Origin of the sequence: Nocardia sp. NPDC006630 (assembly GCF_040611495.1) — a bacterium.
In the GTDB taxonomy this organism is placed as follows: Bacteria; Actinomycetota; Actinomycetes; order Mycobacteriales; family Mycobacteriaceae; genus Nocardia.
Genome location: NZ_JBEXOK010000014.1, coordinates 25,172 through 37,354, shown reverse-complemented (window position 1 = coordinate 37,354; position 12,183 = coordinate 25,172). Strand labels below are relative to the sequence as shown.

At 66.9% G+C, this 12,183-nt stretch carries 14 protein-coding genes; 5 read left to right on the top strand and 9 right to left on the bottom strand.

Annotated elements, in window-relative coordinates:
• Positions 1 to 13: 13 nt before the first annotated feature.
• Positions 14 to 409: an AMP-binding protein gene (locus ABZX86_RS34720; protein ID WP_355129797.1), complete on the bottom strand. Its 396-nt coding sequence runs from the start codon at positions 407 to 409 to the stop codon at positions 14 to 16.
• Positions 410 to 563: 154 nt separating this feature from the next.
• On the bottom strand, positions 564 to 1,373 hold the full coding sequence (locus ABZX86_RS34715) for a helix-turn-helix transcriptional regulator (protein WP_355129795.1): 810 nt from the start codon (positions 1,371 to 1,373) through the stop codon (positions 564 to 566).
• Positions 1,374 to 1,587: 214 nt separating this feature from the next.
• Here ABZX86_RS34715 and ABZX86_RS34710 point away from each other — a divergent pair, with 214 nt between their 5' ends.
• Positions 1,588 to 2,046 carry a DUF4254 domain-containing protein gene (locus tag ABZX86_RS34710; RefSeq protein ID WP_355129793.1) on the top strand — a complete coding sequence of 153 codons (459 nt, stop codon included), beginning with the start codon at positions 1,588 to 1,590 and terminating at the stop codon, positions 2,044 to 2,046.
• A 268-nt stretch (positions 2,047 to 2,314) separates the two neighbouring features.
• Entirely contained in the window at positions 2,315 to 2,677 is a 363-nt protein-coding gene (locus ABZX86_RS34705) for a hypothetical protein (RefSeq protein WP_355129791.1), read from the top strand.
• Positions 2,678 to 2,853: 176 nt separating this feature from the next.
• Here ABZX86_RS34705 and ABZX86_RS34700 read toward each other — a convergent pair whose 3' ends face one another.
• The 6 genes from ABZX86_RS34700 to ABZX86_RS34675 all read right to left on the bottom strand — a co-directional run bounded on the left by ABZX86_RS34700 (position 2,854) and on the right by ABZX86_RS34675 (position 8,935).
• Entirely contained in the window at positions 2,854 to 3,651 is a 798-nt protein-coding gene (locus tag ABZX86_RS34700; protein ID WP_355129789.1) for an ABC transporter permease subunit, read from the bottom strand.
• A gap of 2 nt (positions 3,652 to 3,653) precedes the next feature.
• A complete protein-coding gene (locus tag ABZX86_RS34695) occupies positions 3,654 to 4,550 on the bottom strand; it encodes a 2-aminoethylphosphonate ABC transporter permease subunit (RefSeq protein ID WP_355129787.1) in 897 nt (298 codons plus the stop codon).
• 166 nt (positions 4,551 to 4,716) lie between these two features.
• On the bottom strand, positions 4,717 to 5,901 hold the full coding sequence (locus tag ABZX86_RS34690) for an ABC transporter ATP-binding protein (RefSeq protein ID WP_355129785.1): 1,185 nt from the start codon (positions 5,899 to 5,901) through the stop codon (positions 4,717 to 4,719).
• 23 nt (positions 5,902 to 5,924) lie between these two features.
• A complete protein-coding gene (locus tag ABZX86_RS34685) occupies positions 5,925 to 6,959 on the bottom strand; it encodes a 2-aminoethylphosphonate ABC transporter substrate-binding protein (protein ID WP_355130009.1) in 1,035 nt (344 codons plus the stop codon).
• A 147-nt stretch (positions 6,960 to 7,106) separates the two neighbouring features.
• A complete protein-coding gene (locus ABZX86_RS34680; RefSeq protein ID WP_355129783.1) occupies positions 7,107 to 7,793 on the bottom strand; it encodes a phosphonatase-like hydrolase in 687 nt (228 codons plus the stop codon).
• A gap of 26 nt (positions 7,794 to 7,819) precedes the next feature.
• A complete protein-coding gene (locus ABZX86_RS34675) occupies positions 7,820 to 8,935 on the bottom strand; it encodes a TIGR03364 family FAD-dependent oxidoreductase (RefSeq protein ID WP_355129781.1) in 1,116 nt (371 codons plus the stop codon).
• Positions 8,936 to 9,033: 98 nt separating this feature from the next.
• On the opposite strand from ABZX86_RS34675, the gene ABZX86_RS34670 reads away from it, so the two are divergent.
• Both ABZX86_RS34670 and ABZX86_RS34665 read left to right on the top strand, forming a co-directional pair.
• Positions 9,034 to 9,765, top strand: coding sequence for a GntR family transcriptional regulator (locus ABZX86_RS34670; RefSeq protein WP_355129779.1), 732 nt, complete (start codon positions 9,034 to 9,036; stop codon positions 9,763 to 9,765).
• Positions 9,766 to 9,993: 228 nt separating this feature from the next.
• Positions 9,994 to 10,497 carry a hypothetical protein gene (locus ABZX86_RS34665; protein ID WP_355129777.1) on the top strand — a complete coding sequence of 168 codons (504 nt, stop codon included), beginning with the start codon at positions 9,994 to 9,996 and terminating at the stop codon, positions 10,495 to 10,497.
• Between the two features lie 38 nt (positions 10,498 to 10,535).
• Here ABZX86_RS34665 and ABZX86_RS34660 read toward each other — a convergent pair whose 3' ends face one another.
• A complete protein-coding gene (locus tag ABZX86_RS34660) occupies positions 10,536 to 11,192 on the bottom strand; it encodes an SDR family oxidoreductase (RefSeq protein ID WP_355129775.1) in 657 nt (218 codons plus the stop codon).
• Positions 11,193 to 11,271: 79 nt separating this feature from the next.
• Here ABZX86_RS34660 and ABZX86_RS34655 point away from each other — a divergent pair, with 79 nt between their 5' ends.
• Positions 11,272 to 12,174, top strand: coding sequence for a LysR family transcriptional regulator (locus tag ABZX86_RS34655; protein ID WP_355129773.1), 903 nt, complete (start codon positions 11,272 to 11,274; stop codon positions 12,172 to 12,174).
• Positions 12,175 to 12,183 lie beyond the last annotated feature (9 nt).

The window sequence follows — 12,183 nt, the reverse complement described above, 5'->3', positions numbered from 1 at the left end:
GAGATTCGGCGGATCAGGCGGCGGCCGGAAGTGCCGGATGGAGCTCCGCGGCGGTGAGGGGCGCGTCGGAACCGGTCAGGTACTGCACCAGCGTGGAGCGATCGTCGAGCACCAGCCAGCGGCCGGTGTCGGTGTAGTGCTCCAGGCCGGCCTTGGTGGTGATGCCGAAATCGGCCCGCGAAGCGGTGGTTTCGGTGGTGTAGGGCGCCGGGGTGGCGCCGGTCTTGGTGATGGCCAGCCGGGCCACGATCGACTCCAGCTGCGGGGTGTGCACGATGGCGACGTGATCGCCGGGGCGGACGCCGCGACGCAGCAGCATGCGGGCCAGCCGATTGCTCCAGCTGTCCAGTTCGGCCTGGGTCAGTTCGGCATCGGTGGTGGTGGCGGGCGATTCGACCGGCTTGCACATCGGTAATCATCCTCTCGGAGCTGCGGCTGTGTGGTGCTGTTGGCTATGTATCCAACTGTCGCCGCATTCGGCTGCTCCCGACAGCAACCTCAGTGCTGTCGATCACCGCTCCGAGGGTGGTGAGGTGTGCACCCTGGGGTGGGTGGTGGCGCGGTTACTCCAGGTCACGCATGGTGTCCGAGATCATGTCGATGGAATCGCGGGGGCTCAGTGCCATGGCCCGCAGCTGATCGAACATGACGCCGTAGCGGCGGACCTCGGGATGCCCCTCGATCAGTTCGTCGCTCGCGATGCCCTCCACGTACACCAGCTCCGGATCGGCGGGATCCGGAAAGTCCAGCAGCGTAAAGGATCCGAGCATGCCGGGGTGCGCGCCGGCGTCGAAGGGCAGGATCTGCAGGATCACATTGCGCTTCTCGGTGTGGTAGCGCAGCCGTTCGAACTGCTCCCGCATCACCTCCTTGCCGCCCACCAGTCGCCGGATGACGGCCTCGTCCAGCACCACCCACAGCTCCAGCGGATCATCCTTGGTGAGCACCCAGGATCGTTCCTCGCGCGCTCGAATGCGTTGCTCCACCACCTGATCGGAGATCTTGGGCATGGTGGTCTGGTAGACGGCGGTGGCGTAGGCGGCGGTCTGCAGCAGGCCGGGGACGTACGAGGCCTGGAAGAAGCGCGCCGAGAGCGCCTCGGCCTCGAAGTTGATGTACGCGCCGTAGACCTCCGATACCGCGTCCTCGAAGGACCTGGCCATACCGGGCTTGAGCGCGTCCACCAGCAACTGCAAGGCATCTGAACGCTGTGGCTCGGGAATCTCGTAGAGCTCCAGCATGGCCGTCAGGGTGCGGCGCTGTGGCCTGGCCTGTGCGGTCTCGATGCGGTACAGGGTGGTGACGTTGATGCCTGTTTTGGCGCTGACCACCTCTTTGCTGAGTCCGGCTGTTTCACGCATCTCGTGAAGCATCGCCGCGAGTCTGCGCAAACGGACAGTAAGCACAGTTCGCTTGCCCGCCATGACAACCCTTTCGTCTTGCGCACTAGCAAGAACGCACTGTTGCGTTCTTGCATTTGTAAGAGCATGATTCGGCTAGCCTATTCGTGAACAACCGATCCGATGACCGGTATAGCTGATTTCGGAGACCAATCATGTTGGTGCGATTAGTGATGCTGTCAGGTACGTGTGGGGCGACCCGATGACCATGTCGATAGCCAGCGTTCTGCCGACTGCCCCGCAATTACTCTGTGCCTTCCAGGGGCGGCGCTTTCAAGATCGAGTTCTGCTCAGGTCCGCGCACGCTCTGGCCGAGCTGCACGAACGCCGAGCGGAGATCGGGGATTCCCTGCTGGTTGCCGAGATCGATTGCCGGCGCATCGAACTCGTCGACGATATCAATGACTGGGTGGAACAGGAACTGCCACAGCACCGCAGTGGTGCGCTGGTGCACACCGAGAGCCTGGGGGCGGTCGTCGACCGCATGGCCAGGAGCTGGGTGAAAGCCAATCAGGTGATCGATCACGACGGTGCGGGCAGCGATAACACCCATAAACACTGGTACCATCTGGCCGAGTTGGTCGACGGTTACACTGATCTCGTAATCGACGTGGCCGGAGGCCGCATCCGTTTACCAGAACAGTGATTCCAAATGCATTGACACAATTGATGCATTGGTACGGAGCCATTGTCACCAGCGGTGACGTCAACAGCCGTTCAGACGTCGCCCGCCATAAGACGGCGGGCGCAACGGGGCGCCCCGCCCGGTGTGCCGCGTGGTCGACTGGCGCGGCACACCCGCTCCGCCTCTTTCCTTGCCATCCACCGCATCGCTTTCCCTCCATGCCTGAACATGACTTCGCGAAATTGCGAGTGAAATCAGGCATTTCACATTAAATGGACGGAGTTCGATCATGAATGCCGGAGAGACCACGGCCGCTGCGCTGTACAACCAGGCGGTGTCCGGCGCCTTCCGCATGGATACGTCGGTCGCCCGCAAGTGCGCCGCAACCTTCCTGCGATTCGCGGACGCCTTGGACCCCCAAGTGGACCACTCCCGCCGAATCCACACCCTCACCGGCTTCGGCGCCTTCGATTCGTCCCGTCAACTACAGCACGGCTTCGAATCCAAAGCGGCCGAGTTGACCGAAACCTTGACCACCCTGCGAGATTCGGCCCTCCACCTGGCCGCCGCCCACCTCCTCGCCGCCGGCCTCATCCAAACCGCCGACGACACCCACGCCCGCGCCCTCCTGGCTACCGCTGCGGGCCTGTAAAAACTTCAGGCCGATCCCTCCCTGAAGAAATAGCTGGACCGGTGCCGACCATTCGGCACCGGTCCAGCTGCATTTTCTACCGCAATTAAATACCGACCAATTGGTATAAGAAATGCGCATGGCGATATCGGGGAATTGCCTGCACTGCAACATTCTCCGGCCCGCGCGGCGGGGTCTCAGCGCAGGGCCGCGCGGCCCCTCAGGCGGCCCAGGATGATCAGGGCGACGAGGGTTACGGCTACCAGGAGGGTGGTGCTGGCGGCGGCGTTGAAGACCTCGCCGCGGTCGGTGGCGGCGAAGATGCTGACGGGCAGGGTTTTCCAGGTGGCGGGGTAGACCATGATGGTGGCGCCCAGTTCGCCCATGGAGAGGGCTACCGCCAGACCTGCGGCCGCGCCCAGGGCGGGGAGCAGGAGGGGGAGGGTGATGCGGAAGAGGACGCGGGCGGGGCCGGCGCCGAGGGATTCGGCGGCCTGCTGGTAGCCGGGGTCGAGGCGATCCAGGGCGGCGGAGACGCCGCTGAAGGCGTAGGCCAGGACCAGGACGGTATGGGCCAGGATGACAATCCATTTGGTGCCGCCCAGGAGCAGGGGGCGCTCGTTGAAGGCGATCAGCACACCCAGGCCGATGGCTACCGAGGGGACGGCCACCGGGACGTGGAAGACCGCATCGGTGATGCGGCGTAACCACTGTGGGGCCTCGCGGGAGGCCAGGGCGGCCCAGGTGCCGAGCACCAGGGCGAGGAGTCCGGCCAGCAGTGCCGTCTGCAGGCTGACCGACAGGCTGGCCGATTCCTCGCCCGAGAGCACATGGTCGAAATTCGCGAGGCCGAGATGCGACGGCAGCGGGCCGGTCCAGCGCCCGGCCAGCGCGGCGGCGACCACGGTGGCGATCGGGGCCACGAAGACGACGGTGACCACCAGGGCGAATACGCCCAGTACCGCGAGACGTCCGCGGCGAGTCCACACCAGCATGGTCAGCTCTCCTGTCGGGTACTGGTCAGGCGGGCGAAGAGCAGGCGGTAGCCGAGGTACAGCGTCAGCGACAGCAGTACCTGCACCGAGGCCAGCACGGCCGCACCGGGAAGATCGAAGGTGACGATGCCGCGCGTGTAGATCAGCGCGGGCAGCGTGATGACACCCTTGGCGCCGGTGAAGAGCACGATGCCGAATTCGTTGAGCGTCAACAGCAATACCAGGCTGCCGCCCGCGGCGAGTGCGGGCCAGGCTTCCGGCAGCACCACCTGGCGCAGCACCCGCCAGGGTGTCGCGCCGAGGCTGGAGGCCACATCCAACTGCTCCCGGGGCAATTGCGCGAACGCCGCCAGCAGCGGGCGCACCACGAACGGCGTGAAGAAGGTGATCTCGGCGAAGATGATGCCCCACGGCGTGGACAGGAAGTTCAGCGCCGGTTCAGCACTGCCGGTGAGCTTTTCGATCAGCGCGTTCACCGCGCCCGCCGTCCCGTACAGGAAGGTGAAGGCGAGCGTCACCAGGAACGACGGCAGCGTCAGCACGGTGTCGATGAGGCGTCCCACCAGCTGCGAACCCGGAAACGGGATGAAGGCCAGCACGATTGCCAGGAACGTGCCCAGCAGCAGGCATCCGATCGTCGAGGACACCGCGATGGTGACGGTGCGCCACAGCGCATTTCGCACCGACTGCTCGGCCAGCACGCTGGTCCAGGTGCCGGTGCCGCGCCCGCCGCCCTTGGTGGTGGTGGACTCCCACAGCACACGCACGATCGGATACACGGCGATGAACAGCACCACCAGCACCGGCGGCAGCGTCCACAGGATCGGCCGCAGCGAGCGCCGCGGCCCGGCGGACTCCGGAGCCGCAGGGGCGGTGGGAGTTTCGAGTACAGCGGTCACGGCTGTCTCCTATCGCGTGCGGCGGCGACTCCGGTGAAAAGTTCGGACCACACGTCCCCCCTCACGGGACGCGTGGCCGTAGTCGAACGACGGTCACGTGCTGGCGGGCCGGCACCCTCCAGGTCGTTCGAGTCAAGGGGCCGACGGCGCGGCAGTGCGCTCGAATTCATGCCCGCACCCCGGAATCAGCTGCGGCAGAGCCGGTTCCGATGGCGGGCGGGATCAGCACACCGGCCGGGTCGGGGAAGCGCACGCCCACCTCATCACCGGCGGCCAGTTCGGTATGCCCGGGCACCTCGGCGGTGAACTCCACGGGAATACCGGCCACGGTGAGGTGCAGGCGGGTGACCGCACCCTTCCAGACGGCGGCGTTCACGGTGCCGCGCAAGGCGTCCCGCTCGGTGAGCGCGACGATCTGCACGGTGTGCGGGCGTACGCACAGCTGCGCATCGGCATTGGGCACCCAGTCCGGCCGCCCGACGCTCGGCTGCGGCGCTTCCGCCTGCAGCGTGTGCTCGCCGACGGTGACCAGGGCCGCCGTACCGGCGACGTGCCGCACGGTGCAGGGCAGCAGATTCGCGCCGCCCAGGAAGGATGCGGTGAAATCGGTGGAAGGCTGCTGCCACAGCTTGTGCGCGGTATCGATATCGACCAGCCGCGCATCGCGCATGACAGCGATCCGGTCGGCCAGCGCGAGCGCCTCCGCCTGATCATGGGTGACATACAGCATCGCCGTGTCCGGCAATGCCTTTCGCAGCTCCTGCAGCTCACCCAGCATGGACTGCCGCAGCTGCGCGTCCAGCGCCGCGAGCGGCTCGTCGAGCAGCAGCACCTTGGGCCGGATGGCCAGCGCGCGGGCGATCGCCACCCGCTGCTGCTGCCCGCCGGACAGCTCCCGCGGCAGCCGCTTTGCATAGGAACCCATGCCGACCATGTCGAGCGCCTCGGTCACCCGGGCCGCGATCTCGTTGCGCGGCACCTGATGTGCCTTGAGCCCGAAGGCCACATTGTCGTGCACCCGCATATGCGGGAAGAGCGCATAGGACTGCACCACCACTCCGATACCGCGTTTGGCGGGGGAGAGGTCGGTGACATCGCGGCCGCCCAGTCGCACCGCGCCCGAGGTCGGCCGGACGAAGCCGGCCAGGGCCTTGAGCGCGGTGGACTTGCCGGAACCGCTGGGGCCGAGCAGGGCAACCGTTTCTCCCGCGGCGACGCGCAGGTTGAAATCGGCGAGTGCGACGGTGGTTTTACGGCCGCGGCCGTAGGTGACACCGACCCGGTCGAACACGATGGCCGGTTCGATGGCGGCGGCATTCGCCACGGTGGATGTCGTCAACGCGGAAGACATGGTTGCTCCTGGGGTTGATTCAGTTAGCTGCCGGTGGCCTTCGAGTACGCGGCGACATCGGCATCGAGGGAGTCGAGGACCGCGGTCCAATCCGGGTGCAGGACAGTCACATTGCGGACGACCGAGGCCGGGTTCACGGTGCCGGCGGCGGCCGGGGCGGCCTGGACGTCGGTGCGCGCGGAAACGGCCATGGCATCGGGCAGGGTCTTCTGCGTATCAGCGGACAGCAGGAAGTCCATCAGCTTCTTGGCGCCGTCGGAATGCGGAGCGCCCTTGGCCAGACCCATCAGGTACGGCAGCGCGACGGTGCTCTGCTTGCCGTCGGCGGTGGCCGGGAAGAAGACGTTGAACTTGGAGCTGTTGTCCTTGATGGTCGCCAGGTTCATCTGCACATCGCCATTGGCGACCAGCAGCTCACCCTTGTCGACCTTCGCCTGCAGCTTGCCGGTGGAGGAGGACGGGCCGACATTGTTGGCCTGCAGCTTGGTCAGGTAGTCCAGCGCGCCCTGCTTGCCGTAGAGCTGCTGCAGCAGGATCAGCACCGCGGTGCCGTCGCCGGCCTGGCCGGGGGTGGAGTACTGGACCTTGCCCTTGTAATCAGGCTTGAGCAGATCGTCCCAGGTCACGCTGGTGGCATTGACCGACGGGTTGGCGATGAAGCAGAGGTAGTTGCCCGCCAGCGTGACCCACTGACCATTGGCGTCCTTGTCGGCGGCGCCGAAGGCGGCGAGATCGACGCCGCTGTTCTGCAGCAGGCCCGACTTCTCGGCCTTCTGCATGAACGGCGGCAGCGTGACGATGACGTCGGCCTGCGGGTTGGACTGTTCCTTCTCGACCCGGTTGACGACCTCGCCGGAACCGGCCTCGACCAGATTGACCGCGATACCGGTCTGGTCCTTGAACTTCGCGAACTGGGTCTTGTACCAGTCGCCGACACCGTCGGCGGAGTAGACGGTGACCGTCTTGCCACCGCTGGAGTCGCTGCCGGTGCCGCCGCAGGCGGTGAGGCTGAACGCGACCGCGGTGGCGGAGGTGAGGATCAGAGCGGTACGGGCGATGGTGCGTGCGAGGCGGTTGTTCGTATTACGCACGGTGACTGCACTTTCAGTAAATGGACAGAGCCAGTTCGTGGGACGGGGTCGATCGAAGGGGTGTTATTCACTGCATCCGCCGCCCGGTGCGAAATCGCCTCGGGCGGCGGAAACTCAAGCGCGTTCGGCCAGCAGTAGCTGCGCGAACTCGGTGACCGACGGCACCACGTGGGTGGCGCCCGCGGCCCGCAGCTGCTCCTCGTCGTGCGCGCCGGTCAGCGTGCCCGCGACGATCCGGGAGCCGGCGGCCAGGCCGGTGGCGATATCGCTGGTCGTATCGCCCAGCACCGCAACACGATCCACGGCGTCGATGCCCAGTCGCAGCAGGGCGGTGAGCACCATGTCCGGATAGGGGCGGCCGCGTCCGGCATCGGAGGGAGCCAGGGTCAGATCGGCGATATCGTTCCAGCCCAGGGCGTTGAGCAGCTTGTCCTGGGTGCCGCGGCTGAAGCCGGTGGTCAGCGCCACCTTGATGCCGGCCGCCCGCAGTGCCGAAATGGCCTCGGCCGCACCGGGAATCGGGGTGACACCCGCATCGGCGAATTCGGAGTACGCGGTCTCGAAGGCGATATTGGCCTGCTGCGCGCGCTCCTCATCGCCGAGGATGGCGCGGAAGACGGTGATCTTGGACTGACCCATGGTGTCGATCACGTACTGCCGGGCGGCTTCGCGCTCCGGACCCTCGAGCGGAATGCCCGCGACGGTCGCGGCCTGCTCGAAGGCGCGGATGACCAGGCCGTCGTCTTCGACCGTGGTGCCCGCCATATCCAGCACTGCGAGGTCGATCTGCTTGTCGGACAAGGAATTTCCTTACAGTTGACGGAGGTTCAGAGATTGAGCAGGTCGGCGGTCTCTTCGCCGATCGCGGGGCCGAGGGTCATACCGCGCCCACCCGGACCGGTGATCACCCAGACGTTCTCGTCGGCCTGCGCGCGGGTCACGATGGCGCCCGGATCGATGGACTGGCTGTAGACGCCGGCCCAGCGCCGCACGACCTGCGGCAGTTTGCGGCCCAGCAGTTCCTCCGCCACGGCGGTGAGGTGCTCGTAGGGGGCCTCGTCCACATCGAAGGTGAACGGTTCGTCGTATTCGTGGGTGTCACCGATGGTGAGCCCACCGTGCAGGCGCTGCACACACAGCAGCTGCATCTTGTGCTGTGCGGCCGTGAAGGGCTGCGCCTCTTCACGATTGAGCCGATCCAGTTCCGCACCGGCGAAGGCCGGGTAGTAGCGGAAGCTGTCGCCGTCGGCCACGGCGGTGGTGAGCGGTTCGCCGAGCGGAGCGGTCTGCATCATCTGCAGCCGCACCCGGCGCACCGGAATATCGCCGACCAGTTCCCGGGTGAGGCCGGTGTGCGCCGCGCCCGGGCAGACCAGCACCAGATCACCCTCGTGGCGGCGACCGCGATCGTCGAGGACGGCGGTGCCGGTGACGGTGCGCGCCTCGGTGCCGGCGAAGAAGGTGTAGCGCCCGGTGGCCTCCATATAGCGGCGCAGCGCGGGCAAAGCCTGCCGTGACTCCACCGCGGCATCGGTCGAACAGTGTAGTCCGGCAAGGAATTTGCCGCGCAGCGCCGGGTTGACGGCGCGCACGCGCTCCGCGTCCAGCAGTTCGAAACCGCGCTCGGCGGCCGAGGAATCGCGCATGGCGGCCTCGGCCACGGCCAGTTCGGTTTCGGTGCGCACCAGGGTGATCGAGCCCGCGGGCCGGAAGCCCACACCCGGCACCTTGCCGCCGATCTCCTCCCACAGCTGCCGGGAGCGGAGCGTGATCTCCAATTCGCTGGCGCTGCGCCCGGATACCCACACCAGACCGAAGTTGCGGACGGTGGCGCCGCGCGCCTCCGCCTCCCGCTCCAGCTGGACCACTTCGTGGCCGCGTCCGATAGCGGCCAGGGCGTGGGCGGTACCGATGATGCCGCCGCCGATGATGACCAATCGCATGCGACCTATGGTGGCCAATGGTCTAGACCTACGGGTGTTTCGTGTGCAAACGCTAGGTTAACAATTGGTATAGACCAATCGTGGGTATGCTTCAGGGCATGGACACGACGGAAGTCGCCCTTTCCGCCGCCGAGGCGCGCATCCCGAAGTCGTACCGGGTGCGCACCGAGCTGGAGTCGCTACTGGGCGAACTGAACGAGGGTGATCCGCTGCCCTCGGAGCGCGATCTGGCCCTGCGCTGCGGGGTGGCGCGCGAGACCGTGCGGCAGGCGCTGCGGGAGTTGCTGGTGGAGGGCCGCATTCGCCGCCAGGGTCGCGGCACGGTGGTTTCGCGCCCGAAGATGGTGCAGCCCTTGACTCTTCGCTCCTATACCGAAGGCGCGCTGAAGTTCGGGCGCGCGCCCGGCCGTCTGCTGGTCGAGTGGGCCGATATCCCCGCGGACCCCGATACCGCGCAGGATCTGGCCCTCGCTCCCGGCACCCTCGTCATGCATCTGGAGCGAATCCTGCTGGCCGACGGTGAGCGCATCGGCCTCGAGAGCACCTTCATGCCGCTCGAACGCTTTGCCGTGCTCCGGGAGTTCTACAACCCCGAAACCTCGCTGTACGCCGCCACCCGTCAGATGGGCGTCGCCTACGCCTCGGCTACCGAACGCATAGAGACCATGCTGGCCTCCCCGCGCGAGGCAGCGCTGCTGGAATGCACCACCGCGCTGCCCATGCTGCTGCTGCATCGCCGCAGCATCGATACCGACGGCGTCCCGATCGAGCGGGTCCGCTCGCTCTATCGCGGCGATCGCATCGCCTTCCAGGCCAAGCTCACCGACTAGCGATTCCCGGTGCGCACCGGCTGGTGATACCCAGCATGGTCACGATGTGACAGACACGGCTCGGCGGTCGTGGCACGTATCCGTAAGCGACGCTAACCTCGAAATCGGGACAATTACGGCTTTCACCCGTTGCCACGGCGGCAACGGGTAGTTGTCGATCCCACCCACGTTCACTGGGTCTGTGCTCGAAAGGTATTGAAGAACAACGAGTTTGGAGTCAAGACGGTTATGACGACGCCTTCTGCATCTGCGACCACCATGCCCATCCCCCGGAGCGCGCTGCCCGCTGCTCAACCCGGCCGCAGCGCATGGCAACGGGGATCGCTGTGGTGGGACGCGAAATCCGTTCTGGTGACCCGGCCGACCGAGCCGGGCCGTCTCGTCACCATGGCGCACCTGGTCGTTCCCGCCGAATACGGCCGGCTGAACTTCCTGCTCTCCTCCTACGACATCGAAGCCGAACAGCTGGGGCAGGATCGCCGGGTGATGATCCAGCCCGGAGACTGGCGCGGCCGCCCGATGGTCGGCAGTCGCCAGCAGTACGGCAGCGTCCACATCGTCCGGGACGATTTTCTGGTCGAGCGGGCGCACGAAGGCATGCGCATCAAATACGGCGCGCGAAATGCCTTGGCGCGCATGGTCCATCGTTTCAAGCAGGGCACCGCTCCCTACGGCGACCTGGTCGCCTTCGTGGAGGTGCACCCGCACCGCCCGCTCATGATCGAGCCCTGAGCGGGCGATCGCACGGCCATCCGCTGCGGTGGTGTGGCTCAGGCCAGTCTGCCGCCGCCGTCGACGTGCAGCGTGGTGCCCGTCAGAAACGGGTTGGTCAGGGCCAGCAGGGCGGCGGAGGAGATATCGGCGGGGTCGCCCACGCGGCGGGCCGGGTTCTGTGCGGCGACGGTCCGGAAGAACGAGTCCTTGCCGGGGCCGTCCCAGGCGCCGGAATCGATGATGCCGGGGGAGAGGGCATTGACGCGCAGCGGCGCCAGTTCGACCGCGAGTGCCTCGGCCAGGGCGGCGGCGGCCGCATTGGTGGCGGCCATGACCGAGCGCCCGGGAGCCGGTCGCCAGGCGGCGACACCGGAGAACAGCAGGATCGCGCCACCCGGCCGGAAGCTCGGCGCGAGGTGTTTGGCGAGCAGGATCGGGCCGATGACCTTGGCGTCGAACGCGCGGTGGATCGCATCGCGGTCCAATTCGGTGACCGGGCCATTGGCATGGTCTGCGGCCAGTGAGATCAGATAGTCCAGCTCGCCGACGCGTTCGGCCAGCGCATGGATGGACGCTTCGTCGGTCAGATCCACCTCGGGACGGCCGACCGAAATCACCTGGGCGCCCTGCGCTGTCGCGTCGTCCGCGATGCGGCGGGCAATGCCCGACCCGGCGCCGATGATGACCAGTTTCTTGTCTTGCAATGTTGTCATGCCCGGTTCAAGCGGGGACCGAAGGTGAATCATCCCTTCGTGAACCGAATGTTTTCTATCTCTGCCATAGAATGTGCGAATGCCCACCCTCCGCGCACTGGAATGCCTGATCGCCGTCCTGGATGCCGGATCGATCACCGATGCCGCGGCGGTACTGCATATGTCGCAGCCGGCGCTGTCACATCAGCTCGCGGCGCTGGAACGGGAGATCGGCGCACCGGTGGTGGAACGGCTGCCGCGCGGCGTGCGCGCGACCGGGATCGGACGGGTGATCGAGGCTGATGCCAGAGCCGCATTGGCCGCGGCCGACCGGGTTGTCGGCGGCGGCCGGGCGGCGGCCCGCGGGGAGGGCGGTCAATTACGGCTGGCCTGTGCGGAAAGCCTGACCGCGAGTCTGCTGGCGCCGGTGCTGCGAACCTGGTTGCGGCACAAGCGCGCACCGGAGGTGATTCTCACCGAGGCCGCCAGCGCCGACGACCTCGCGCACATCGTCGAATCGGGACGGGCCGATCTCGCGTTCGGCCCGCGCCCGGACCGCTGGGCGGGGCAGGTCGCGCTCATCGGCACGGAGGAGATCGTGGCCGTCCTCCCCGCCGATCATGTGCTGTCCCAACGGAAGCAGCTGAGCTTCGGCGACCTGCGTGATCAACCGGTGGTGCACTACCACCGCGATCATGGACTCGCCGGTTGGCTCGATGCCGAGGCCGCCCGCCACGACAGCACCCTCGATGCCGTCATGCGCACCCGGAATGCCACCACCGCAGCCCAACTCGCCGTGGCGGGACTCGGCATCGCATTGGTTCCCACCACCGCGATCACGGGCGCGGTACCCAGTGTCGTGAAACGCCTGCGCCCCAGCCTGTCCCGGGACCTGGTCTGCCTCATCGGCACTCCGAGCGATGCCGCCATCAGCCGCTTCGCCGCCGATATGGTCGCACGTGGAGTGCCGGTGAACGCCACGCTCGCAGCAAGACTGGGCTGATACCGGCGT